Consider the following 23,892-nt stretch of genomic DNA (forward strand, 5'->3'; position numbering starts at 1 on the left):
ATGCAAAAATCAATAGCCTTATTCGAGCGCGCCCAGAAAACCATTCCGGGTGGCGTAAATTCACCGGTTCGCGCATTTAAAGCGGTTGGCGGCACGCCACCTTTTATCCAGAAAGCCGATGGTCCGTATATCTGGGATGCCGACGGCAAGCAGTACATCGACTACGTGCAATCGTGGGGCCCGATGGTGCTTGGCCACAACAATGAGGCCATTCGCAACGCCGTGGTTGAAGCCGCCCAGATGGGCCTGTCTTTCGGTGCACCTACCGAAGCTGAAGTCTATATGGCTGAAAAGGTCAAAGAAATGGTGCCATCGATGGAGATGGTTCGCATGGTAAACAGCGGAACCGAAGCTACCATGTCAGCGATTCGGCTGGCGCGTGGCTATACCGGCCGCAACAAAATTATTAAGTTTGAAGGCTGCTACCACGGTCACGCCGATTCATTACTGGTGAAAGCCGGATCAGGCGCACTGACGCTTGGCGTCCCAAGCTCGCCAGGCGTGCCAGCTGAAGTCGCGAAACACACGATAACTGTTGAGTTCAATAACTTAGACAGCGTGCGTGAAGCGTTTGCTGAACATGGTGAAGACATTGCCTGCATTATTACCGAGCCGGTTGCCGGTAACATGAACTGTATTCCTCCGGTAGAGGGTTTTCTGCAAGGATTGCGCGACATCTGTGATGAGTACGGCAGCGTATTGATATTCGATGAAGTCATGACCGGCTTTCGCGTTTCCCGCGGCGGTGCACAAGAGCGTTACAATGTTAAACCCGACATGACCTGCCTGGGCAAAGTCATTGGCGGGGGAATGCCGGTTGGCGCGTTTGGTGGCCGCAAAGATATCATCACCCATGTTGCGCCCACTGGCCCTGTTTATCAGGCAGGAACATTATCGGGTAACCCTGTCGCTATGGCAGCGGGGCTGGCGGCACTTGAGCAACTTCAGGCTGATGATCTTTATCCGTCAATATTCAGAAACACCCAGGCATTGGCTGACGGTATGGTTGAGCGTGCGAAAAAGCATGGTATTCCGTTAACCGCTAACGTTGCTGGCAGTATGTTTGGTATTTTCTTCACCGACATTGACCGGGTGACAAATTATCAGCAAGCCATTAGCTGTAACACAGAGCAGTTTAAAGTGTTTTATCACGGCATGCTGAACGAGGGTGTGTACCTTGCGCCAGCGTCTTACGAGGCAGGTTTTGTCTCCAAAATGCACGACGAAGATATTGTCGCGCGGACTCTGGACGCTGCCGATAAAGTATTTGGAAAACTTTAACGCATTCCGGAGCATTCCGTGACGATGGCATACTGGATCTTATTTGGCCTGACATGCATTTTCGGGCTGTACAGCGTCGTCGTCACGGTATTGTACCTGCGTAAATCCGGCTCTGCGCCAGTGACACCCGCTCTGCAGCGTGAGCGCAGCGCTGCAGTCCATAACGAAGCGGAAAAAGCCCGCCGTTTTAAAGAAAAAGCGGATGAGGCAATGCGCCTTAATCAGACTTTCCAGAAATTTGTTCCCAGACAGTTCGTCGATCATCTTGCCAAGCATGGCACTTCCGCGCTTGAACTGGGTCACGCTGACGAAGACGATGTCGCCATCTTATTTTGTGACATCCGCGGCTTTACCGGGTTGTCAGAGCGAATGACCCCTCAGGAGCTGATGAGCTTTCTGAATTCCTACTTTCTGCGCATGAACGACCCCATTCACCAGAACCGGGGCTTTATCGACAAGTTTATCGGCGATGCCATTATGGCCTTGTTTGATCACCCCGGTGGCGGTCAGAAAGACAAGGCCCGTGATGCGCTGAATGCGGCTATCGACCTGAGAAAAGCATTAACCATCTATAACAATCACCGCCGTAACAGCGGTTATGCAGCAATCAATGTTGGCGTGGGAATTCATTTTGGTCCGGTGATCCTTGGCACTGTCGGCTCGGACGATCGTATGGATACCACGGTCATCGGAGACAGCGTGAATATCGCCTATCGTCTGGAGGCGCTGGCACCGAAATATAATGCCGATATTGTGGTAAGCAAACAGCTTCTGGACACCATTGGCGCAGATTACCCTGTAAAAACACGGTTGCTGGACTGGGTGCGGGTAAAAGGCCGGCGTTCGCCAATTGAAATATACGAAGTACTGAGTCATCTGCCCATTGAAGAACAGAATGTACGCTTTTCAATTCAAACACAGATTGCAGCCGGTCTCGCCTGTCGAATTAAACAGGACTGGGAAGGCGCGCTGGGGCACTTTCATCGTGCATTGGCGTTGAACCCTAACGATCTGCTTGCCATTCACCATATCAAAGTTTGTGAGCGCTACCGTCTGCTCGAACTGAACGAAGAGTGGGATGGTGCGCTGGCAACACTATAGCGTTGATGTGTCAGGCTAACTACGGGTTACCGAATACATTCTGCATATCGAGAACGTTTACAGCAGCGACTGCTGCTTAATAAACGCGATAGAAGGGGCGAAAAAGGCCGCGCCGGTTTCGGCGCTGGTGTAGTCCAGCCAACGGTCGTAGTCACCTTCGCCGTTACCGTAAATCTGACTGTGTAGCATAGCCTTAAACGGCTGTGAGCTGGCCGCGCAACTAACAAAGAACAATCCCTGCGAGACCATGTCTCCGTAAGGCATCCCCTGTTTTAACAACGAGGGAATATCCTCGCCAATCCCTTTTCCGCTGGCGCGAACACAATGTGATGAGGCTGATTGCTCAGGACTTGGCAGGTTGTGCTCCTGGGTGGTTCCCATAACCTGTTCCTGCTGACGCGGTGCCAGAGAAAGCCAGCGTCGCAAGTCATGCCGATAGCGCTGAACATGAATATAACTCCCACCGGCGAAATCTTTGTCATCATCACCGATAATAGCCACTTCCCGTCGCTTCATCCCACGCGGGTTATCGGCAGCATAGATAAAACCATTCAGATCCCTGCCATCGAGGTAACGGAAGCCGCGAATTTGTTCTACCAGTTCGGTGTGTAATCTGAGCAGTTCCATCACCTCTATACCGATGGCATGACAAATATCCAGACGATCAGCACGGATCTGAATGAATAAGTCGCAGGGCATCACCGGCGCGCTGCGATCTTCGCATTGCATATCAGGAAAAGGCGTCAGTTCCGTCGGGATCAAGCCAGGATAAAGCTCTGTCCAGTAGTTTGCGCCCACCGCAATCATCCCGGTCACCATCGCTTCATAGTGCTCGTTTTCATGGTGATCGAAAATCTCAAGAACGCGGGCGAGTTTTGCCCGTACCGCCTGACTGTCGTCGTCAACCACGTTTAACAATAAGTACTGTGCATGCAGGTTGGGTTCGGCGCACACGCCTTTTTGCGGTTGTGTCATGCTTGCTCGTTCTAATCCCAGTCGGACTGTTGTTATGATTATTCAGCGAAGCCAGTAGCGAATCGGCTTCTTATCTTAGACTGTTGGCCAGTGCGTAGTGCGCCCACGTTAAACGGACAGCCCGTTCTGTAAACGTAAAGCCGCACCAAACACTCTCAAGTGTGGCCTAATAGCCTGCTGCTTGTCCATCTTTTCGGCTTTCTGAAGCGCCGATATAGACTTTTTCTTTTGGATCCCAGCCAATAGCCTGATAGCCACCATATGCCCCCAGGATTTGCTGCAAGGTGTGACCGCGCTCCATCAGCTCACGTTTAACCTTTTCATCAATACCAGACTCCAGACTGACAACGCCACCGTCCCGCATCAGCTTGCCGGTTGGGCTACTTGAACCGGAATGCAGAATTCTTGGGGCATCGCCGGCTTCCTGCAGGTTCATGCCAAAATCGATAATATTCACCAGGATTTGTGCGTGCATCTGTGGCTGTGTTGCCCCGCCCATGACGCCAAAGCTCAGAAAAGGCTTGCCGTTACGGGTTACAAACGCAGGAATGATGGTATGGAAAGGACGTTTTGCAGGTGCATACTCATTAAAGTGATTCTCCTGCATGGTAAATAATTCACCGCGATTTTGCAGGATAAAGCCCAGCCCCGGCGGCGTCATGCCTGATCCCATGCCACGATAATTGCTCTGGATAAGCGACACCATATTGCCGTCCTTATCGGCTACCGTCATATAGATGGTATCTCCTTCGTACATGCCTGCATCTACACGGGTTGCGGCTTTTTTCGGATCAATCAGCTTCTGACGTTCCGCCGCATAATCCTTGGAGATTAGCCAGTCTACCGGGATATCGTTGAATGCCGGGTCGGCGTAAAATTTGGCGCGGTCCTCAAATGCCAGCTTTTTGGCCTCGACAAAGGTGTGAATGTAATCTGCAGAACCAAACCCCATGCCTTCAATATCGTAACGCTCAAGAATATTCAGTATCTGCAGCGCGGCAATGCCCTGACCGTTTGGCGGAAGCTCGTAGACGTTATAGCCACGATAATTTGAAGATACCGGCTCCACCCACTCAGAAGTATGAGATGCCAGATCCTCGTAACTTAAAAAGCCGCCCTGACTTTTTATGTATGCGGCGATGGTACGGGCAATATCTCCTTTATAAAAAGCATCACGCCCGCCGGTGGCAATCTTTTCAAGGGTCGCCGCCAGAGCCGGGTTTTTAAAGATCTCACCCTTGCGCGGTGCCCTTCCCTGGGGCATAAATACGTCGGAAAAGCCTTCATACTCACCAATGCGTTCGACGTTCATTTGCCAGTAATAAGCAATTAACTCGCTAACCGGAAAACCATCACGGGCGTAGCGAATGGCGGGTGTCAGAATGGTAGTCATTGGCAGGGAGCCATATTTTTCATGAAGCTCGAACCAACCATCAACGGCGCCAGGCACTGACACCGGCAGTGGACCAAAAGCCGGAATTTTTGTCAGCCCCTGTTCAGCAAAATACGACTTTTTAAGTGATTGAGGGGAGCGTCCAGAGGCATTTATCCCGGTTAGAGACTGGCTTTCTGCATCCCAGACAATGGCGAACAGGTCACCGCCGATGCCGTTCCCGGTAGGCTCCACGACACCAAGTACCGCGTTTGCCGCAATGGCAGCATCAATGGCATTACCGCCCTGCTTCAGGATATCCAGCGCTACCTGCGTAGCCAATGGCTGGCTGGTTGCCGCCATGCCATTTTGGGCAAACACTTCTGAACGGCTGGCGAACATCTCTCCGGTAATCCGGTCATATGCGTGTACCTGACTGGCAATAAAAACGAAAAACGCTGCAGCAAGACGATAAGTACTCATAAATTCTCAGATTTCTTTATTTTCTACAGCATAGCGCGACTTAAGCAAACAGAGAAGCATCGTAATGCCTGCTGACCTTGCTATCCGCTGGGGCTAAACTGCGCAATTTTGGTGCACTATCCTGGATGGTCGCATCTCAACCCCAACCGCGCTCCTTCTTCAACACAATGAATTCTTTATGCTTTTCACTAATCCTGTTGCGGTATTTACGGTTGGCAGGTTTTTCGCTTATTCCTCAGGTTAAACCACGTAATTTTGTTTTGGGTTTTACCTGTATCGCTGTTGATTTCAGTTATTAACAGCGATGCCCGAGGATGAAAATATGAATCACGACTTCAGTGTTGTAACTATAGTGAAAGGGCGTATCCGCCAGCTTTCAAATCTAATTGCCAGCCTTGAACAATCTACCGTTTCTCCCCGCCAGTTAATTGTTGTCTGGATGGGACCGCCCTGCAGTGAATCGCTGCTTACCAGTGACAAATTTCATATCGTGCATAAGTTTGTCTGTGGAGAAGCGCTGCCCATCGCCCGGGCCCGCAACCGCGGGTTTGCCGCGTGCGAGTCGGACACCGTCGTGTATGTTGATGTTGATTGTCTGGTAGCGCCGACGTTACTGCAAAGCCTGCTAACGGTAACAGGACCGGGCAATGTCATCACAACCAGCGTCGCCTTTTTACCTACCGTGCCAGAGAAAGTAGACTATCCGAGGCTGGCAAAAATGGCCTCACGCCCGGTCGCTGACATTGTAGAAAAAGAAGAAGCCTTTATTGCGTTTCACACCCGCCTTTTTGCCATTCAAAAAGCTGACTTTGACGCACTAAATGGGTTTGATGAACAGTTTACCGGATATGGTGTGAGCGATGCGGATTTCGCCGCAAGATGTAAAGCTGCTGGGTATACCCTGCATCACGTTAACGACGGCGTGTTGCATCAGTTTCATCCCCGCTTCGAACCACCGGTAAATCATCTGTTTGATATTGTGAATAATGCAGCCCCGTATAAAGCGCGCTGGGGAGCTTATCCTTTCAGTCACTATCTGGAGCAATTTGCAAAAGACGGTTGGATAAACGACGATTACTCGCAATCCGGACCGCGGATCCGGCGAATTCCCACTGAAAAAGACATGAAAAGTTACCTGATTTCGAAGCTCGACTAGCGAAAGCTTCAGCTCCTTCACGGAATGCGTTCCAGATGATGAGTAGCCTTGTGCTGTTAGCGAGGTTGTGACGGTAAAAAATACCATCTTTTAGCACGGGGACCTCTTTTAGCAGGCACGTCGGAATAAACCTGCTCTGAGGATGGCGGCGTTTTTTTTCGTCGTGACGATAATAACGCGAACGCTATTTTGATTTACATAAAAAAACGCCCGCACCAGAGAGGTAGCGGGCGTTTCATTGTTATACTGTAAAAGACAGTGCTTACTTGTCTTCTAACGGGGTGTTTTCAGTCACCGGCACCGCGTTCTTATCGGTATCCAGCGTTTCATTGGCCTTACGTACACCAGCCGCATAGTCCGGGTGAACTTTTTCAAGAACCGCGTACCAGCGCTCTTTAACGCTATCCGAACATGGCCCCATGGCTGCAGCGTAGTTCTTATACAACCTGTCCTTTTGTTCGTCTGAAAACATGTTGTACAACGCACGAGGCTGCACGTAATCAATGTCAGACTCTTCCTGATAATAACGATCAGCATCGCCATCGATGCGCAACGGTGGCTCTTTTACCGATTCGTCCGCCACCGGTCCCTCGTGCTGATTCGGTTCGTAATACGCATCAGGATTATCAAAATCGTTAGTAAAGAAGCGCATCGCGCCATCTTTGTGATAGTGATTAACCTTTGCATTTTTTGGCGCATTGGCGGGCAAGGCCTCGTAATGTGTGCCTAAACGGTAACGGTGCGCGTCAGCATAAGAGAATACCCGCGCCTGCAGCATCTTATCAGGACTAAAGCCAATTCCGGGAACGACATTCGACGGGCTGTAGGCCGCATTTTCAACCATCTGGAAGTAGTTTTCCGGTACCTTGTTCATTTCCAGCTCGCCCACTTCGATAAGTGGATAATCATCATGTGGCCAGACCTTGGTCAGGTCGAACGGATTGTAGTCCTGCTTGCCTGCCTCTTCTTCCGGCATCACCTGAATATAAAGGGTCCATTTGGGGTATTCCCCGGATTCCACGGCATTAATCAGGTCTTCCTGGTAAGACTCCCGGGTTTTACCAATAAGCTTTTCGGCTTCCTCGTTAGTGTAGTGTTCGTGTCCCTGCTGCGTTTTGAAATGGAACTTCACCCAAAAGCGTTCACCGTCTTTATTCCACATACTAAACGTGTGAGAACCATAGCCGTTCATATACATAGGATTTTTCGGGATCCCGCGATCAGACATCAGGATCGTCACCTGGTGAACAGACTCTGGCTGCGCCGCCCAAAAGTCGAACATTGCCTCCGGGCTACGCAGATTCGACTTCGGATGACGCTTCTGCGTGCGGATAAAGTCGGGAAATTTATACGCGTCGCGAATAAAGAAGATAGGCGTGTTGTTACCAACCATGTCCCAGTTGCCCTGCTCGGTATAGAACTTCAGGCTGAAGCCGCGTACGTCGCGTTCTGCATCTGCTGCGCCCTGCTCACCGGCTACAGTAGACCAGCGACTCAGTACATCGGTTTTCTTTCCAATTTCAGAAAACATGTCTGCACAGGTATATTGGGTAATGTCATGGGTAACGGTAAATGTGCCCTGAAGCCCCCACCCTTTCGCGTGTACCGTTCGCTCCGGTATCCGCTCGCGGTTCTGGTGAGCCAGCTTTTCAATTAGTTGATAATCATCCAGCAATAACGGACCTCGGGGTCCTGCCGTTTTCGACGTGTCATTGGATGGTACGGGTGCGCCTGCTGACGTAGTAAGCGTTGGCTTTTTCATAATGCCTCCTGCATGTAGAGAGTTATTATCCTTACATAAGAGAAGACCATTTCGATTAATCGCTTTTTTATGCCGTGAACTTGCAAAAACCAGATTAAATAAAGTTCATGTAATCTGGTGTAAATAAATACAAGTGCAGGCAATGCCTTACAGCAACGTTCCGTTACTACGAGTGGCTGTTGCATGCAAAATAAGAAGGTCGCGGCTGATAGTCCGATAAACCGTTTTTCATACGTTGCGTCAGAACGAAAAAAGCCCCGCAAAAGCGGGGCTCAAAGTTAAGTGAATCACACATTATAGTTATTGTATTTGCTGTGTGTTCGGACTTCCGTCTATTAAGAGCGGCCGCCAGTGAAGTCAGGATAGGCTTCCAGGCCACACTCGCTAACATCAACGCCGTCGAACTCTTCTTCTTCAGTAACACGTACACCGATGATGGCTTTGATAATCAGCCAGACTATCAGGCTGGTCACAAATACCCAGACAAAGATTGTCAGGGCACCAATCAGCTGACCACTGATGCTTGAACCGTCATTGGTGAATGGTACCAGGATCAGACCCAGCAGACCGACAACACCGTGCACAGAGATGGCACCTACCGGATCATCAATTTTCATTTTGTCCAGAGTGACGATGCTGAATACCACCAGGATACCGCCTATCGCACCAAAGATGGTGGCTTGCAGAGGGGTTGGTGTAGAAGGTTCAGCTGTAATCGCTACCAGACCCGCCAGCGCACCGTTTAATGCCATAGTCAGGTCAGCTTTACCAAACATAATGCGAGCCAGGATAAGCGCTGCGATAGTACCACCTGCGGCTGCCGCGTTAGTGTTCATGAACACCACCGCAACGGCATTTGCACTTTCCACAGTTGCTGTAGCCAGTACAGAACCACCGTTAAAGCCAAACCAGCCCATCCACAGGATGAAGGTACCTAACGTTGCCAGAGGCAGGTTAGCACCTGGGATAGCGTTAATTTTGCCATCGGCAGTGTATTTACCTTTACGTGCGCCCAGTACCAGAACACCTGCTAGTGCGGCTGCTGCACCGGCCATGTGTACGATGCCTGAACCAGCAAAGTCAGAGAAACCTAAGTCGCCAAGGGTATACATACCGAATACCGCTTCGCCGCCCCACGTCCAGGCACCTTCCATAGGATAGATGAAACCGGTCATGACAACTGCGAAAGCCAGGAAGGCCCACAGCTTCATACGCTCAGCAACCGCACCCGATACGATAGACATTGCTGTAGCAACAAATACCACCTGGAAGAAGAAGTCAGCTGATGGTGCATATGTGGCTGGATCTTCCGCTACGCCAGTTGCGCCGTCGCCCATAATACCGCTTAGGAATGGACCCCAGTCACCGCCGCCATACATGATGCCGTAACCGCAAACCATATACATGGTGCAGGCAATCGCGAACAGCGCGATGTTTTTTGTCAGAATTTCAGTGGTGTTTTTAGCGCGTACAAGACCCGCTTCCAGCATGGCGAAACCCGCGGCCATCCACATGACCAACGCACCACAAATCAAAAAGTAAAAGGTATCTAAGGCATACCCGAGCTCAAAAGTGATTTCCATTGTTTTCTCCGCGTTATCTTTGTTATGGCTTAGAGTGCGTCGCTGTCAGACTCACCGGTACGGATACGCACTGCGTGCTCAAGGTCGTAAACGAAGACCTTACCGTCACCAATTTTGCCTGTTTTCGCTGCGCCAACGATGGCTTCAACAAGACGCTCAACCTGATCGTCCTGAACAGCAATTTCCAGTTTGACCTTAGGCAGAAAATCCACCTGATACTCCGCTCCGCGGTAAAGTTCTGTGTGTCCTTTTTGACGTCCGAAACCTTTCACTTCGGTGACGGTTAAGCCGTCGATACCGATTTCGGAAATGGCTTCACGAACATCATCCAGCTTGAACGGCTTGATGATAGCTGTGACTAGTTTCATGTGTAGCTCCCAGTAGGTAGTGTTTTATGTTGCACGTTGAGTGTCTTGCCAAGCATTAACACAAGAGCTGTGCCACAAATTTATATTCATTAAAATCATATATTTACCCACTCAAGCCCCTGTAAAAGACTGATTTTTTGCACCATTTGTGTGCACTGGTCATTTTACGCACTTATTTAATGCAACAGACAAAGCCGGCTCAAAAAAGGGGCTAAGACAAAGGGGAACTTTACTGACAGGCACGTGGTCTGCTTTAAGCCATGACGACGATAACTTTCGATAATTTTCAGGCACCTGCGCGAGAGCGCGCGCCCGATGCCCCCAGTTATCCAGTGAAAAAAGTTCTGTTTTTTTCGCTGTTACTTCATATTGCATTGGTTCTGGCCATTGCTTCTCAGTCACGCCCCCCGCCTGCAACTGAAACCGTACCTGCACCAATTAAAGCGCGTCTTTTTTATGCACCGCTCCTGCGCTCTGAAGTGAATGACATACCTTCGGCGACAGAAAAACCGATTGAGGATAGCCGCTCTCCTCTGTCAGAAGCGTTAATCGAACAGCGCGACGCGCAGGCAGACACTTTACCGGCAGCAGTTGCTGAACCAGAGAGGATTTCTACACCGACAGAACCGATACCCGAGACCAATACCGAAAAATCACAATCTGCGTCAGCGCTTCCATTAAAGCAATCGCCGCAACCTGCCAGACGTTTGTCGCTGGGAAATATCGACGCCGCCAGAGAAATCCTCCGCCAGCAATATGCTGAAGCCGTTGAACGTGATGCGCGTCAGGCCGCTACGGATTACCAGCGCCTGAAAACACAGCCGGAGATAATCGATCCACGAAAAGGACAAGAGAAAGAAGCATCTGTCGTTAAGGCGGTTGAAGTGAATTGCGAGGATACAACCAACGCCATCCTTACCACCTTAAGTGGCTTTGCGGGCGGCACATTAAAATGCTCTGAGCGAAATGGTTTCGAAGAATTTGTGGAAAAACGGGTGAAAAAGAAGCCCTGAGCAAATTGCGGATAGCTCTTACAATGCCCGTTTGCTGGCACTGCGCGAGGAAGCGCAGATGATGCCGACTGCGTCGCAACGTGACCACTAACTACAGCGAGGAAGCGCAATATACCCGCTTGATTAATCCCCGATGCGAAGAAGTTGCGCACAAATGAACGGCGACACCGTATTACCCGCTACACTGTACTGAGCCGTGATACTGCAAAGTGAAAGTTTTTTCACTGGGCGTTCTGGGTTTGCACCCAATGTTATTTAAACGGAAGAAAGCGATGAGTAACCTGAATAAAAACGTGGCTCTGGGCTGTGATGCCAAGAGCGGTTGTGGCGCGGTAAAAACCGTTCTAAAACCCAAGGATAAAGACCTGGGTGGCTTTACCGTCAGGCGTACTATTCCTACGGTTGGGTATAAAAATATTGGCCCCTGGGTTTTCTTCGACCATATGGGCCCAGCACAGTTTAAGCCTGGTGAAGGCGTTGATGTCAGACCCCATCCCCACATCGGACTGGCGACCGTTACTTACTTATTTGAGGGAGAAATGCTGCACCGGGATTCGATCGGCACAGAAGCCAGAGTATTACCTGGTGATATTAACCTGATGGTAGCGGGCAAGGGTATCGTGCACTCAGAGCGTCAGCGTCCGGAAGTCAAAGCGGAAAATAATCACGTTCACGGACTTCAGCTCTGGTTGGCCCTGCCCGCAGAGCAGGAGACTATCAGTCCTGCCTTTTATCATTACGATAAAAATCAGCTTCCGGTATTCGAGCAGCCAGGCGTGTCTGCTCGGATCATGATTGGCTCAGCCTATGGTGAGACATCACCGGTTATCACACTGTCGCCAACGCTTTATATAGAGGCACGGCTACAAGCGGGCGGTGAATTAACGTTGCCGCATGCCACCGAGCGGGGTCTCTATGTCGTAGAAGGAAATGTAACGTTAAATGAGACCAGTCTGGCAGCTCACTCAATGGCTATTCTGAATGATGACCCAGAAGTCACTATCCGCGCCGTAAAAGACAGTATTATTGCCGTAATAGGCGGAGACCCGCTAGGAAAACGGTACATGGAATGGAATTTCGTTGCATCAGAACAGGCGTTGATCACACAGGCGAAAAAAGATTGGAAAGCCGGACGCTTTGACAAAGTTCCGGGGGATGAGGATGCGTTTATACCGCTACCAGAGTAACGTATACCGAATACCTGTTGGCGCTAAGAGCGTATGCAAGACGACGGATGTAGCTGTCATGAATGACTCATTTCTGCATTAAAAACTACAAGCACTGTTTAATTTTATAGTATTTAATTCTCTCGACGTCTTCTGTATGTTGTTAATGAGACATTTTCTTTACTGCATTAGCTTAAGGGAATAAGCGAACTGGCCGCATAAAACATACGGTTCATTTTCTTATTTATACGCCGGAATCATTCAGCTCTATTCGAACTGACTCATCAATCGCACCTTAAACTAAGCGCAATTCCAACTTTCAGAATAAATAAGATAAGGGAATATTCACTATGAAAAAGCTATTCTTCATTTCCATGATTTGTGCACTCACAGGTCTTACCGGCTGCGCTTCGACAGAAGAAAGTGGTGGCGATAAGTCAGCTAAATCAGAGTCATCTACCAGTGCCAGACATTGTGAGCGGACAGACACCCGTATTCAGCGCGGATGTTAATTGTCTGCTGACACTCAAAAACGCCGCAAGCTCAACATTGCGGCGTTTTTTTCACCACTTTCACTTTATTATTCCGCCGCTTCGCCTTTGCTGCGTTAATCTATTACGCCAATCCTCTGCTGCATGTTAATACCGGGTAGTGGTGTTCACGTCCAATCGTAGTGTCTGCTTACCAACTGGACATTTTTTGCCTCGTTTTGCCACTGTATGTTTCACCGCCATGCTGGTAACGCGTGCCGCGAGTCGAGTCGTAACGGAAAGGAATTCCTAATGGAACAGAAAGAGAAGGATGCTTTTTTCGCCTGCCCCCGATGTGAAAACACCATCAACTATTTTATTGAGAGAGTGCGCCCTTTTAGTAAGCGGCGTTGTAAACACTGTCAACAGCCCCTGATATTCAGACTCTGCGGCACTGTCATGCTGTACTGGTTTGGTCCCTACCTCATAGTGGCACTCGCAGGAGCAAAGCGGTTTCTGTAATACACCTTAACTCCGTTTTATCCTCTACGCTCTTTGCTGAAAATGGGGCGTTCGTGGCTGCGCATTCTGCGACGTTTATTCAGCAAGTAGCAACACAGCGCGGCGCCACCAATGCCCACCATGTCTGCCAGATAATCGCCAATGTCCATGGTCCGGCTGGGTATCAGCCCCTGAGAGAGCTCTTCTGCCGTAACAAACAACCACACCAGCACAACGCCCAGATAAACGCGACGGCCTGACAGCGATACCGCTTTGTAATTTAGTGCAACCGTGACTAAAAAAGTGAGTGTACCAAATAACCCTACATGACCCACTTTGTCGCCTAACGGAAAACTTGCAACAAAATCGAAAAATACACTTTTCTGAGCCCCGTTTGCCATGCCAATTACCCAGAGTATGAACCCAAAAAATGCCAGTGCAGCCAGAATGCTGAGCCCGCGAATAACCATTTCTAACTTGCCTTATACATTGATAATTCGCTTACCATAACGATAAAAAGTGGCAGCAATCTGTCTTTTTCACGCAATTCACTACCTAAACCAGCTGACAAGGTCAGAAGCGCCCATGCAGCAGCACTTAACGCCGCTACCTATTTCCAACGCCCAGACTGAAATGCAATTAGCGCATTGCCATAAGCCAACTCTGTCTTTATGCTGATTTTTTTGCAGTATCACGGAATGAATTTATGGCAGCCGCAAATTTACTGGCCCTTTTAGACGACATCGCTACCATGCTCGATGATGTTGCTACCATGTCAAAAGTAGCAGCGAAGAAAACGGCAGGTGTGCTGGGTGACGATTTGGCACTGAATGCAGACCAGGTTCGGGGCGTGAAAGCGGAGCGCGAATTACCCGTGGTGTGGGCTGTAGCGAAAGGCTCACTGCTTAATAAGGTTATTTTGGTTCCCGCAGCACTACTCATCAGTGCCTTTATTCCCGTGTTGATCACTGTCTTACTGATCATTGGCGGTCTGTACCTTTGTTTCGAAGGCGCTGAAAAAATTCTGCACCGGCTTATGCCGACGCATAATGATGATGAGCGACAGGCGACAGTGGAAAAACTTGCCAACGACGAAATTGATCTTGTAGCGCTGGAAAAAGAGAAAATAAAAGGGGCTATTCGCACCGACTTTATTCTGTCAGCAGAAATTATCGTAATTGCCCTGGGCAGTGTGGCCACCGCCGACTTTACAACACAAGTGGGCGTGCTTTGCGCGCTGAGCGTCGCAATTACAGCGGGTGTATACGGCCTGGTTGCTGGCATCGTAAAGATGGATGATGTTGGCCTTTACCTTCTTCGCAAGTCGCTTACCGGAGACTACAATCACGCTCAGCGCCTTGCCGGGCGTGCCTTGTTAGTTACTGCCCCTTTACTGATGAAAACGCTGGCTATTGTAGGTACTGTTGCCATGTTTCTGGTGGGCGGCGGCATCCTTACTCATAACATCCCATTCATTCATCACCTGGCAGAACAGGCCATCGCAATAACCCCGGTATGGCCGCTGCTAACCAGTATTGCTTTTGATGGACTTTGCGGTGTCGTTGCTGGTCTCATTGTTGCCGCTCTGCTGCATATTTTCACAAGGATCCGCAGTTAGCTCCTTGCTGCGGGACGTCATCGAGTTCCACTTTCAAAAAACTGGTTAAATTGACCACCTAAAAGGTCAATTTAACCAGTTTTTAGCACGCACCTCTTCGTGCTGTTTTTCATGCCGCTACAATAAATTTAAAATATCCTTAAAAAACAACATCATAAAAATTATTTTCTGACTGGCACAACTATCGCAATAGTGATTGCGACTTAAATGATAACTGTCACGCAGTATTCAAGAGTGCAGTTTTTAAACCTCAAATCAGGAGATAATTATGTTTACCGTTCGTCGTCTATTAACTGCACTGGCTATCACTGTTACCGCATCAGGCAGCGCCTTTGCCGCTCAGGAAAATGAAGAAGTATTACACTTGGTTACCGATGCGATGGTGTCGCAATCTGTTTATGAAACCACGTCAGAACTTGAGGTTGGCGTGACATACGATGTGCTGACAGCCAGCCATCAGTTCGACCCTGAAGAAGAAAGTGGTGAACTGGTTGCCGATGTCACCATCAGTATCAACGATCAGCCATCGCTTAGCGATGACAACGACGCATAAGGAACATTGCCATGATGAGTACCACCTACGTTTTGATGATGGCCATGGGGCCGGTGGCGGCCTATCTGGCAGGTGTAATTTTATTTAATGGTGCACGGGCAATCGTGCACCATATGACCCAATCCCAACCTTACTCCCGTAGGGCCTTTCCTTCAGGGCAGGCAGGTTAACGTGCAGAAGCTTACGCAGAGGTAGTGTCGTTATCGCATTTCTTCAGCACGTTCATCTGCCCTCTCTGAGGGCTTTTTTTTGCCTGAAAATAAGTCCAGTCTCGCTAACAGATTTTAGTAAGCCGGCCGTCCGATGTTGTTCCCTGGCGCTAAACAGGGCAACGATAACCGAAAAGCCGGCCATTACCTAGCCCGCGGCTAACACAAAACGTTACCATGACAACAACCCGCACAGATGCCCTTGCGATGTTTAACGAGGCACAGGTTTAGTCACCGAACAGCTTTTCCCACCAACTTTTCTCCTTCACCGGCTCGCCGGAACAATCCTGTTCGGGAGGCGGTAACACTTCCAGAATCGCCGGTACGCTCATACTTCCCGGACACCCGGGTACGACGACAGCACCGCTGTCAGGATCGAAGTGCGCGATGCCTAACCCCTGAGGAAAACGCCTGGATAGTGACTTTGGCTCCTGCATTTTCTGATAGTTGATGAACACGGGCAACGCGCCCCCGGCGCCCGTCAAGTTAATGGGCTGGTTGTCATCGTTCCCCACCCAGACAGTGATCACATTATTGCGGTCAAAACCACTGAACCAGCTGTCGCGATAATCATCAGTCGTTCCGGTTTTACCGCCCATATTAATGCGGGGGAAGTTCGCGCCGATGCGTTTTGCCGTGCCTTCTGTACTGACTTTATACAGTGCATAATTCAGCAGGTAGGTGGCGGCTTCATCGGTACGTTGTGAATAAAACTCGGCCTTTTTCCAAAGCAGTTCGTTTTTCGATGTGACCACGTCGGTTACGGTATGCAGCGGAATATAGCGGCCATTATTTGAAATCGTCTGGTACATCTGGTTGGTTTCAAACGGCGTTAACGACAGCGCGCCTAAGGTTAATGCCGGAACCGTGTCGATATCCGACTGCACGCCGAGGCGTTGCAGGGTATCGGCGATATTATCCAGCCCCAGCGCCATACCAAGATTCACAGTGGGTACGTTTAGCGACCGCGTGAGCGCCTCTATCAGCGGCACCTGCCCCCGGAACTTCTTGTCGATATTCTGTGGCGACCACATTTTCCCATCGGTGCTTTTCAGCGTAATGGGCTCGTCTTTAATGGGCGTTGCCAGATTAAAGCGGGTCGGATCTTCCAGTGCCGTCAAATAAACCGCCGGTTTCACCAGCGAGCCAATCTGACGATGCGCCTCCAGCGCCCGGTTGAATCCGGCATACTCTGCATCACGGCCGCCAACGATGGCGCGCACCTCACCGGAAGAGATATCAGTGACAACCATTGCCGCTTCCAGCTGCGCGCTGCGATCCTGTTGCAAGCCATCCAGAGTCTGGCTAATAGCACGTTCTGCACGGCGCTGCGCGTAAATATCAAGCGTAGTGAATACTTTCAGACCCGAATCCTGCAACGTCGGATCGGCCAGAATGTCATTCAGCTCTTTGCGTACCTGATTCATAAACGCCGGGTGCTTGCCGCTGGCAAGACTTGCGCCTGTGGCTAACTGCAGTGGCTGATTTATATATTGCTGATACTGGTCGCGAGTGATTTCGTTTTCATCAAACAAAATACGCAACACCAGATCACGTCGCTCTTTCACGCGATCAGGGTAACGCTTGGGGTTGTAGTACGAAGGTCCTTTGATCATTGCCACCAAGGTGGCAATTTCCGGGGTATTGAGCTCATTTGCCGGACGATCAAAATAGTAATAACTGGCCAGTCCAAAGCCATGTACCGCCATATCGCCGTTCTGACCTAAAAACACCTCATTCAGGTAAGCCTGCAGAATCTCGCTTTTGCTGTATCGGGCATCGATAATAATGGCCATCAGCGCTTCTTTGGCTTTTCGTACAATAGAGCGTTCGCGGGTAAGGTATAAGTTCTTTACCAACTGCTGCGTCAGCGTACTGCCGCCCTGAACGGTGCGACCCGCTGCAATATTTGCCATCAACGCACGTAATATTGACAGCGGCGCCACGCCGTAGTGGTCATAAAAGTCACGGTCTTCTACCAGCGTCAGCGCTTTTGGCAGCATATCCGGCACCTTATCGAGGTTAACCAGCATGCGATCTTCACGACGACTGCTTACCATACGGGTAACCAGCCAGGGCTCCAGGCGTATTTGCCCAACCTGTTGATCCGATCCTAAATCAGTAATGGTGGAGATGCGCCTGTCGTCCCAGCGAATACTAATATGCCTAAGTGGCTCAGCACCATCAGGAAACTGAAACGCCCTGCGCTGAAAGGTCAGGACGCCATTACGGTAACTGTATTCACCACTGGAATCCGCGCGGGACACTTTGCGATAGCCAAGCAATTCAAGTTCATCGAGTATCTCTGTGGGCGTGATCTCCAGAGACTTTTCGAGTACCAGCGGGCGCGCAAAAATCTGCGCCGGCACTTCCCATTTATTACCGGTAAAAGAATGTTTGATTTGCGCGTCCAGATAGAAAACATAGGCTGCCAGCACCACCATTGCCACTATGAACAACCTGATACCGAGACTCAGCCATACTGAGCGCGTTTTTTTCGTCTTTGCTTTCGCTTTTGTCTGTTTTTTAGCCACTTACCATGCCATGATGAAAAAACTCTGGAGAGATTCTGCGGTTTTCGCAGCGCTTTTACCAGTGTCGCAAAAATGATACCGAAGTCTCATGGACAAATTTTCAACAGCCCGTAGTCTGTTAATTCACCGCTTTTGAGTCTTCGCCACGTGAGGATATGGATATGAAAATTACGATCGATGTAGACCTTTCTCCTCAGGAAGCCCGCGAACTCATGGGCTGGCCCGATATGAGCAAGCTTCACGAGACCACCATACGTATGGTAACCGAACAGCTTCAGAGTGGGAACCAGGAAGCGGTGATGTCGATGTTAAAACCGTATCTGGATGGCAGTCAGCAGGCATTTTCCTTTTACAAAAATATGATGGAAGGGCTGACTACCGGCAACAGTCCAAAAAAATAGCCACGGAGGTATTTTCAGGTGGATTCACAGGACCAGAACGACATTATTGAAACACTGAACAAGTATGCCCATCAGTTCAACGCCATGGTGCATGATGTCTTGTCCCGCAAGCAAAGCAGTGAGGATACCGCTGCCATGTTCGACCCGGAAAAACTCATGCATTTGCTTTCCCGTGACGTCGAGGTAGATTCTGCAAAATTAGTAAAGACGCAAATGGATTTTATGCGTCAGCAAACAGAACTGTGGCAACAAGCTACCAAAGCTATGTTAGGTGAGAAAGCGCAGGATGTGGTGACCGAGGACAAAGCCGATCGCCGGTTTTCGCATACTGACTGGCATGATAATCCGGTTTTCAGCTATCTCAAACAAGCCTATTTGATCAATTCGCAAATGCTGCAGGGCATGATTGAATCGATGCATTTCAAAGATCCGAAAAGTGCTGAGCAGGTAAAGTTCTATACCCGCCAGTATATTAACTCGGTCTCGCCCACCAATTATCTGCTGTCAAACCCTGAAGTTTGCGAAGAAATTCTGAAATCCAAAGGCCAGAATATGGTGAAAGGCATTGAGAATTTCATGCGCGATCTTGAGCAAAGTCCGCTGGAAGCGTTCAAAATTACCCAGACCGACATGGCTGCGTTTACGCTGGGCGAGAACCTTGCCACAACGCCAGGGAAAGTCGTTTATCAAAATGATCTGATACAGCTGATTCACTACCAGCCCCAAAAAACGAAAACCTATTCCAGCCCGATTCTGTTTGTGCCTCCGTTTATCAATAAATACTACATTCTGGATCTGGACGAGCGTAAGTCTGTCGTCAATGGCCTGTTGGAAGAAGGCCACAGCGTGTTCATGATTTCCTGGGTAAACCCCGGTCCTGAGCTGGCTGACCGGGACTTTGTCAGCTACATGAAAGAGGGCCCGCTTGAGGCACTGGATGTGGTGTGTGAGATCACAGGTCAGGATAAAATCAATATGGTCGGCTTTTGTGTGGGCGGTACGCTGTTGTCGATGACTGCTGCGTATCTGCGTGCAAAAGGCGATGAGCGGATCCGCTCAATGACATTACTAACCACGTTGCTGGACTTCAGTGAACCCGGTGAAGTGGGCAACTATCTGACGGATCAGGCTTTGCCCATTATGGAAAAAAACGCCGAAATTAAAGGGGTTTATGATGGAAGAATACTGGGTCTTAGTTTTAGCCTGTTGCGCGAAAACAACCTGTTCTGGTCGTATTTCATTAACAATTATTTGAAAGGCAAAGATCCTGCCGCCTTCGATATTTTGTACTGGAACAGCGACGCCACGAATATTACTGCGGCATGTTTCAAGCAGTACGTGCGCACTACCTACTGGGAAAACAAACTCAAAGATCCCGGCGCCGTAGTGATTGACGGTATACCTATCGACTTATCAAAGATCGATATGCCAGTGTATTTCCTGTCGACGCTGGCCGATCACATTGTACTTTGGCAGGGTGCCTATAAAGGTACTCAACTGGTAAGTGGCGATACCCGCTTTATACTGGCGGGTTCCGGCCATCTGGCTGGCGTGATCAATCCGACCAAAACTGGCAAGTACCCGCATTGGGTGAATCCGGAACTGCCGGCTGATGCCGCCGCCTGGTTTGATGGTGCTACTAAGCACGAAGGCTCATGGTGGCCCGACTGGTATCGGTGGCTACGGCTGCATGATGAAACTACCACCACCGCACCAAAGCCAGGTAAACACAAATCTTACCCGGCATTAGAGGACGCGCCAGGTAGCTACGTGATGAAACGCCTGGATTAATTGCTAAACTTGTGGCGTGAACTTCCGCTGCTGACGGGGCGGATCGGTAGACGTGCGTTATCTCAGTGCAGGTCACAGATGCAGCAACGAGATAAAACCGATTACCGCTGCCATGACACACCGGGAAGATGCGACCTAAAACTTATTCGCATCTTGCCCGCAGCAGTGACGCCACAGGTTCGCTTGCTCTTATCATTGCCTTTGCGCTACTCTGCAAAGGCAACCTTCGTTAACCAAGAGCACATACATGATTATCATTAAGAAGTACCCTAACCGCCGGTTATACGATACCTCGCGCAGTCAGTATGTGAATCTGGATTACATCAAGACACTCATCGAAGACGGTAAAGAGTTTCAGGTTATCGACTCAAAAAGCGAAGATGACATTACCAAATCTATCTTGCTGCAAATTATCAGCGAGTCAGAAACGAATGATAATCAGTCATTGCTCACCAACTCGCTGTTAAAACAGTTAATCCGCTTTTACGACAGTGACATGCAATTTTTCGTGCGGCAATACTTAGAGCAAAGCCTGGTCAGTTTCATCGAACAGCAGGACAAGATGCAGGGCATGATGAAAAATATGGTTGAGACCAGCCCGTTCGGTATGTTTAACAAAATGATGGAACAAAACCTTGAAGCCTGGAAGCGAAGTCATAACCAGAAAAAGTAACGGTTCGTAACTCTGGTGCGCCAGAGGAAGGTGCGAATAAGTCTTTAGTCACTCAGCGAGGCCTCAAAAGTGCAGTTGCATTGCAGGGTCCTCAGGGAATGGACGTCGTTATTGCCACGTATTCAGACTGACATCCACAGTAAGAACGTGCCTTACCACGATCTCAAGTTTTCTTGCTCTGTATTGCCGTTCTGTATCTGCAAACAGCCCGCCTGAGCGACTACCTTCAAATTATGCTGCACAGCAGCATAAAACTTTATTTCTATATAATAACTCGTTCTATGCATTATGCTGCATCGCAACAAATTCTCCTTGACGGCTTACCATTCACTGTATAGTATTTAATCAAATCCTGCTGCGGTGCAGCATTTTTTTGTTTACTTCAGGGTGGAAACAACCATGTTTGGCAAATTTTCAGAGCAACTGAAAAAAACATCTAAACCAGTAAGCAACCTGTTCGCGATGAACGCAAAAGTACTGGAAGACCTGTCCGCGCATCAAACCGAGCTGTTTACCGGTCTGTTGAGCGACGGCGTGAAGTATATGGAAAGCGTCTCGGTGCAGCCTGACCTTAAAGGGGTGTTAGCAGCCAACTCAGAATACGCCGAATCCGTTCGGGAACGCATTACCAGCGTATCTAAAGAGAATTATGGCACCTTGAATGCGGCACGTGAGCAAGTGACAGATCTGGTCAAGTCTGCGTTTGAAGAGACGGCAACTGATACACAGAAAGCCGCCTCGCAAGCAGTGAAAACGGCGACAGAGAGTGCAGAGAAAGCGCAGTCCGCAGCAAAACGCACCACCAATACCGTAGCCAAAAAAACGAATGCAGCGACCAAGCAAACCGCAAGCGCGGCGAAAGATGCGCCGAAGGTAGCACAAACTGCAGCAACGACCGCCGCGCAGGCTTCGAAAGAGGCGGCGTCTGAAATCGCCCCGGCAACGAAGCCGGAAGCGAAATCAACGAGCAGTACTGCGGCAAAAAAGACAACACGTACTCGACGTACTACCAGTAGTGCAGCGAAGAAGACGACAACCAAATCAACGAAATAAAACTTACCACTAGTGGAGAAAGGCAATGTTTGAACAAATGAATGAGCAGTTTAAAACCGCAATGAAACCAATGACAGATCTGGCAACATTGAACATGAACACCGTTCAGGAACTGGCAGAAAAGAGCAATGCGCTTTATTCAAGCCTGCTTTCTGAAAGCATGTCTTATTTTGAAAAGGCATCTCAGCAGAAAGATCTGATGGCGCTGGCGGAAACGCAAAAAGCTTACGCTGAGTCTGTTCAGGAGACCATGTCTGAAGCCGCTAAAAGCAGCTACGCCGTGCTGACTGAAGCGCAGCAAAAAGCGGGCGAAATGATGAAAGGCATGAGCGAAGACATGACAACCAAGTTTACGGCCGCAGCTAAAGGCTAAGTCAGCCTGAATTAATGCCGGTGCGTCATGCACCGGCATCCCACCTTCGCCACAACGCGACAGGTCATACCCGAGTGTGAACCAACCCCTCACTCCCAGGTCTTAGCCCAGTCTGTATTATTGAGGAGAGACGTAATGAATTACCAGGCATACGATTATTTAACCCGCGGCGCGCACATCATGCACGAGGGGTTTAGCCTGCTCAATGACATTGCGAGTCACCCCAACAACCCGTTTTCTCACACCTATCCCGGCCGCATTACCCGCGCATCGCTGGAAACTGCCATGCGGCTGACCCGACGCTATGACAAACTGGGCTTTAATATTGACGACGTGATTATCGAGGGCCGCCATCACAAAGTCACTGAAGAAGTGGTGCTAAGTAAGCCATTTTGCGATTTGATGCACTTCAATCGTAAAGGCGCCCATGATGATCATAAGGTCTTGCTGGTTGCACCGTTATCTGGTCACCACGCGACACTGCTGAAAGGCACCGTGGAAGCCCTGCTACCGGACCACGAAATCTATGTGACCGACTGGGCAGATGCCAGAGAGGTGCCGCTGGAAGATGGTCCGTTTTCGTTCGATTGCTACGTACAGTACCTGATTGAATTTTTGGAATTTTTAGGTCCCGGCACCCATGTTATCGCAATTTGCCAGCCTACCGTTCAGGCACTGATTGCGACAGCAGTCATGGCCGAACATAAGAATAAGTGCGTACCAAAGTCACTGACGCTAATGGCTGGTCCTATTGATACGTCGAAAAACCCCACGCGCGTAAACGAATTCTCTCATGAGCGGCCCATGGACTGGTTTCGAAATGTGGCCATCATGAAAGTGCCTTATGGCTATCCGGGTGAGGGTCGAAAAGTCTACCCGGGCTTCATGCAGCTGGGCGGCTTTATCAGCATGAACCAACAATCACACATGAAGAAGTACATGAACTTCTATCAGAATCTGGTGTTTGGTGAAGAAGAAGATGCGGATAGATTCCGTGCCTTTTATGACGAATACCTGGCGGTTCTGGATATGCCTGCAGAATTTTATCTGGAAACCATCGAGCGCGTGTTTAAAAACAACGAGCTGGCACGTGGCGCTATCACTTATGAGGGCGAGGCAGTCAACTTTGAAGCCATTGATAATACTGCACTGCTAACGGTAGAAGGTGCCGATGATGATATCTGCGGCCTCGGTCAAACTGAAGCGGCGCAGGATATCTGCAAAAACGTCCCCAAATCCATGCGCCGCCATCATGTGCAGCAGGGCGCAGGGCATTACGGGATCTTCAGCGGTTCGAAATTCCGTAAACACATTCGACCTTTGATTACAGACTTTATTCACAAGTACGCGTAATCACATTCCATCCGGGGCTTATTCAGGGCGGCGTAGGTCGCTCTCAGCCCCTCATGCTGACGGTTGTCGTTTCACAACCACACTATGGTTACTCAACAAAACC

Annotated in this window: 22 protein-coding genes; 15 read left to right on the forward strand and 7 right to left on the reverse strand. The window is 49.6% G+C overall.

The features are described 5' to 3' along the window. Positions 1–1,281, forward strand: coding sequence for a glutamate-1-semialdehyde 2,1-aminomutase (gene hemL, locus JKP77_RS00360; RefSeq protein WP_218309223.1), 1,281 nt, complete (start codon positions 1–3; stop codon positions 1,279–1,281). A 24-nt stretch (positions 1,282–1,305) separates the two neighbouring features. After that, complete coding sequence (locus JKP77_RS00365; RefSeq protein ID WP_218309224.1) at positions 1,306–2,382, forward strand: adenylate/guanylate cyclase domain-containing protein; 1,077 nt, start codon at positions 1,306–1,308, stop codon at positions 2,380–2,382. 57 nt (positions 2,383–2,439) lie between these two features. On the opposite strand, the gene JKP77_RS00370 is transcribed toward JKP77_RS00365, so the two are convergent. Both JKP77_RS00370 and ggt read right to left on the reverse strand, forming a co-directional pair. Then, the gene (locus JKP77_RS00370; protein ID WP_218309225.1) at positions 2,440–3,357 is read right to left on the reverse strand and encodes a Dyp-type peroxidase; all 918 of its coding nucleotides are present in this window, start codon (positions 3,355–3,357) and stop codon (positions 2,440–2,442) included. A 166-nt stretch (positions 3,358–3,523) separates the two neighbouring features. Continuing rightward, positions 3,524–5,212 (reverse strand): gamma-glutamyltransferase, encoded by a 1,689-nt coding sequence (gene ggt / locus JKP77_RS00375; protein WP_218309226.1) that lies wholly within the window; start codon positions 5,210–5,212, stop codon positions 3,524–3,526. A 322-nt stretch (positions 5,213–5,534) separates the two neighbouring features. Here ggt and JKP77_RS00380 point away from each other — a divergent pair, with 322 nt between their 5' ends. Next, positions 5,535–6,368, forward strand: a complete 834-nt coding sequence (locus JKP77_RS00380; protein ID WP_218309227.1) for a glycosyltransferase family 2 protein — start codon at positions 5,535–5,537, stop codon at positions 6,366–6,368. Between the two features lie 262 nt (positions 6,369–6,630). Here JKP77_RS00380 and JKP77_RS00385 read toward each other — a convergent pair whose 3' ends face one another. The 3 genes from JKP77_RS00385 to glnK all read right to left on the reverse strand — a co-directional run bounded on the left by JKP77_RS00385 (position 6,631) and on the right by glnK (position 10,081). Beyond that, positions 6,631–8,133 carry a catalase gene (locus tag JKP77_RS00385; RefSeq protein WP_218309381.1) on the reverse strand — a complete coding sequence of 501 codons (1,503 nt, stop codon included), beginning with the start codon at positions 8,131–8,133 and terminating at the stop codon, positions 6,631–6,633. A gap of 332 nt (positions 8,134–8,465) precedes the next feature. After that, positions 8,466–9,713, reverse strand: a complete 1,248-nt coding sequence (locus JKP77_RS00390) for an ammonium transporter (protein WP_218309228.1) — start codon at positions 9,711–9,713, stop codon at positions 8,466–8,468. Between the two features lie 29 nt (positions 9,714–9,742). Then, on the reverse strand, positions 9,743–10,081 hold the full coding sequence (gene glnK, locus JKP77_RS00395) for a P-II family nitrogen regulator (RefSeq protein ID WP_012516988.1): 339 nt from the start codon (positions 10,079–10,081) through the stop codon (positions 9,743–9,745). Positions 10,082–10,341: 260 nt separating this feature from the next. Between glnK and JKP77_RS00400 the strand changes: the two genes are divergently transcribed. From JKP77_RS00400 to JKP77_RS00410, 3 genes are all read left to right on the forward strand, one after another. Next, on the forward strand, positions 10,342–11,094 hold the full coding sequence (locus JKP77_RS00400; protein WP_218309229.1) for a hypothetical protein: 753 nt from the start codon (positions 10,342–10,344) through the stop codon (positions 11,092–11,094). A 272-nt stretch (positions 11,095–11,366) separates the two neighbouring features. Next, positions 11,367–12,281 (forward strand): pirin family protein, encoded by a 915-nt coding sequence (locus JKP77_RS00405; RefSeq protein ID WP_218309230.1) that lies wholly within the window; start codon positions 11,367–11,369, stop codon positions 12,279–12,281. A 329-nt stretch (positions 12,282–12,610) separates the two neighbouring features. Next, positions 12,611–12,772, forward strand: a complete 162-nt coding sequence (locus JKP77_RS00410) for a hypothetical protein (RefSeq protein WP_218309231.1) — start codon at positions 12,611–12,613, stop codon at positions 12,770–12,772. 497 nt (positions 12,773–13,269) lie between these two features. On the opposite strand, the gene JKP77_RS00415 is transcribed toward JKP77_RS00410, so the two are convergent. Next, entirely contained in the window at positions 13,270–13,701 is a 432-nt protein-coding gene (locus JKP77_RS00415) for a VanZ family protein (RefSeq protein WP_218309232.1), read from the reverse strand. 236 nt (positions 13,702–13,937) lie between these two features. Here JKP77_RS00415 and JKP77_RS00420 point away from each other — a divergent pair, with 236 nt between their 5' ends. From JKP77_RS00420 to JKP77_RS00430, 3 genes are all read left to right on the forward strand, one after another. Next, positions 13,938–14,849: a DUF808 domain-containing protein gene (locus JKP77_RS00420; RefSeq protein ID WP_218309233.1), complete on the forward strand. Its 912-nt coding sequence runs from the start codon at positions 13,938–13,940 to the stop codon at positions 14,847–14,849. 268 nt (positions 14,850–15,117) lie between these two features. After that, on the forward strand, positions 15,118–15,402 hold the full coding sequence (locus tag JKP77_RS00425) for a hypothetical protein (protein WP_218309234.1): 285 nt from the start codon (positions 15,118–15,120) through the stop codon (positions 15,400–15,402). 11 nt (positions 15,403–15,413) lie between these two features. Further along, a complete protein-coding gene (locus JKP77_RS00430) occupies positions 15,414–15,572 on the forward strand; it encodes a hypothetical protein (protein ID WP_218309235.1) in 159 nt (52 codons plus the stop codon). Positions 15,573–15,838: 266 nt separating this feature from the next. Here the strand turns inward: JKP77_RS00430 and mrcB are convergent, their stop codons facing one another. Beyond that, positions 15,839–18,145 carry a penicillin-binding protein 1B gene (mrcB, locus tag JKP77_RS00435; RefSeq protein WP_218309236.1) on the reverse strand — a complete coding sequence of 769 codons (2,307 nt, stop codon included), beginning with the start codon at positions 18,143–18,145 and terminating at the stop codon, positions 15,839–15,841. 161 nt (positions 18,146–18,306) lie between these two features. Between mrcB and JKP77_RS00440 the strand changes: the two genes are divergently transcribed. The 6 genes from JKP77_RS00440 to JKP77_RS00465 all read left to right on the forward strand — a co-directional run bounded on the left by JKP77_RS00440 (position 18,307) and on the right by JKP77_RS00465 (position 23,789). Then, entirely contained in the window at positions 18,307–18,546 is a 240-nt protein-coding gene (locus tag JKP77_RS00440; protein WP_218309237.1) for a DUF6489 family protein, read from the forward strand. 18 nt (positions 18,547–18,564) lie between these two features. Beyond that, entirely contained in the window at positions 18,565–20,337 is a 1,773-nt protein-coding gene (locus JKP77_RS00445; RefSeq protein WP_338024821.1) for a PHA/PHB synthase family protein, read from the forward strand. A 247-nt stretch (positions 20,338–20,584) separates the two neighbouring features. After that, positions 20,585–21,010: a polyhydroxyalkanoate synthesis repressor PhaR gene (gene phaR, locus JKP77_RS00450; protein ID WP_218309238.1), complete on the forward strand. Its 426-nt coding sequence runs from the start codon at positions 20,585–20,587 to the stop codon at positions 21,008–21,010. Positions 21,011–21,409: 399 nt separating this feature from the next. Next, positions 21,410–22,063: a phasin family protein gene (locus JKP77_RS00455; protein WP_218309239.1), complete on the forward strand. Its 654-nt coding sequence runs from the start codon at positions 21,410–21,412 to the stop codon at positions 22,061–22,063. Between the two features lie 25 nt (positions 22,064–22,088). Further along, positions 22,089–22,436 (forward strand): phasin family protein, encoded by a 348-nt coding sequence (locus tag JKP77_RS00460; protein ID WP_218309240.1) that lies wholly within the window; start codon positions 22,089–22,091, stop codon positions 22,434–22,436. 135 nt (positions 22,437–22,571) lie between these two features. Next, complete coding sequence (locus JKP77_RS00465) at positions 22,572–23,789, forward strand: polyhydroxyalkanoate depolymerase (RefSeq protein WP_218309241.1); 1,218 nt, start codon at positions 22,572–22,574, stop codon at positions 23,787–23,789. Positions 23,790–23,892 lie beyond the last annotated feature (103 nt).

The sequence above is a fragment of the Alteromonas antoniana genome (genome assembly GCF_019249295.1).
Lineage (GTDB): Bacteria > Pseudomonadota > Gammaproteobacteria > Enterobacterales > Alteromonadaceae > Alteromonas > Alteromonas antoniana.

Excerpts from the sequence above, each read along its gene's own strand:
- hemL (WP_218309223.1), top strand. The coding sequence starts at position 1 with ATGCAAAAATCAATAGCCTTATTCGAGCGCGCCCAGAAAACCATTCCG.
- JKP77_RS00365 (WP_218309224.1), top strand. The coding sequence starts at position 1,306 with ATGGCATACTGGATCTTATTTGGCCTGACATGCATTTTCGGGCTGTAC.
- JKP77_RS00370 (WP_218309225.1), bottom strand. The coding sequence starts at position 3,357 with ATGACACAACCGCAAAAAGGCGTGTGCGCCGAACCCAACCTGCATGCA.
- ggt (WP_218309226.1), bottom strand. The coding sequence starts at position 5,212 with ATGAGTACTTATCGTCTTGCTGCAGCGTTTTTCGTTTTTATTGCCAGT.
- JKP77_RS00380 (WP_218309227.1), top strand. The coding sequence starts at position 5,535 with ATGAATCACGACTTCAGTGTTGTAACTATAGTGAAAGGGCGTATCCGC.
- JKP77_RS00390 (WP_218309228.1), bottom strand. The coding sequence starts at position 9,713 with ATGGAAATCACTTTTGAGCTCGGGTATGCCTTAGATACCTTTTACTTT.
- glnK (WP_012516988.1), bottom strand. The coding sequence starts at position 10,081 with ATGAAACTAGTCACAGCTATCATCAAGCCGTTCAAGCTGGATGATGTT.
- JKP77_RS00400 (WP_218309229.1), top strand. The coding sequence starts at position 10,342 with ATGACGACGATAACTTTCGATAATTTTCAGGCACCTGCGCGAGAGCGC.
- JKP77_RS00405 (WP_218309230.1), top strand. The coding sequence starts at position 11,367 with ATGAGTAACCTGAATAAAAACGTGGCTCTGGGCTGTGATGCCAAGAGC.
- JKP77_RS00410 (WP_218309231.1), top strand. The coding sequence starts at position 12,611 with ATGAAAAAGCTATTCTTCATTTCCATGATTTGTGCACTCACAGGTCTT.
- JKP77_RS00415 (WP_218309232.1), bottom strand. The coding sequence starts at position 13,701 with ATGGTTATTCGCGGGCTCAGCATTCTGGCTGCACTGGCATTTTTTGGG.
- JKP77_RS00420 (WP_218309233.1), top strand. The coding sequence starts at position 13,938 with ATGGCAGCCGCAAATTTACTGGCCCTTTTAGACGACATCGCTACCATG.
- JKP77_RS00425 (WP_218309234.1), top strand. The coding sequence starts at position 15,118 with ATGTTTACCGTTCGTCGTCTATTAACTGCACTGGCTATCACTGTTACC.
- JKP77_RS00430 (WP_218309235.1), top strand. The coding sequence starts at position 15,414 with ATGATGAGTACCACCTACGTTTTGATGATGGCCATGGGGCCGGTGGCG.
- JKP77_RS00440 (WP_218309237.1), top strand. The coding sequence starts at position 18,307 with ATGAAAATTACGATCGATGTAGACCTTTCTCCTCAGGAAGCCCGCGAA.
- phaR (WP_218309238.1), top strand. The coding sequence starts at position 20,585 with ATGATTATCATTAAGAAGTACCCTAACCGCCGGTTATACGATACCTCG.
- JKP77_RS00455 (WP_218309239.1), top strand. The coding sequence starts at position 21,410 with ATGTTTGGCAAATTTTCAGAGCAACTGAAAAAAACATCTAAACCAGTA.
- JKP77_RS00460 (WP_218309240.1), top strand. The coding sequence starts at position 22,089 with ATGTTTGAACAAATGAATGAGCAGTTTAAAACCGCAATGAAACCAATG.
- JKP77_RS00465 (WP_218309241.1), top strand. The coding sequence starts at position 22,572 with ATGAATTACCAGGCATACGATTATTTAACCCGCGGCGCGCACATCATG.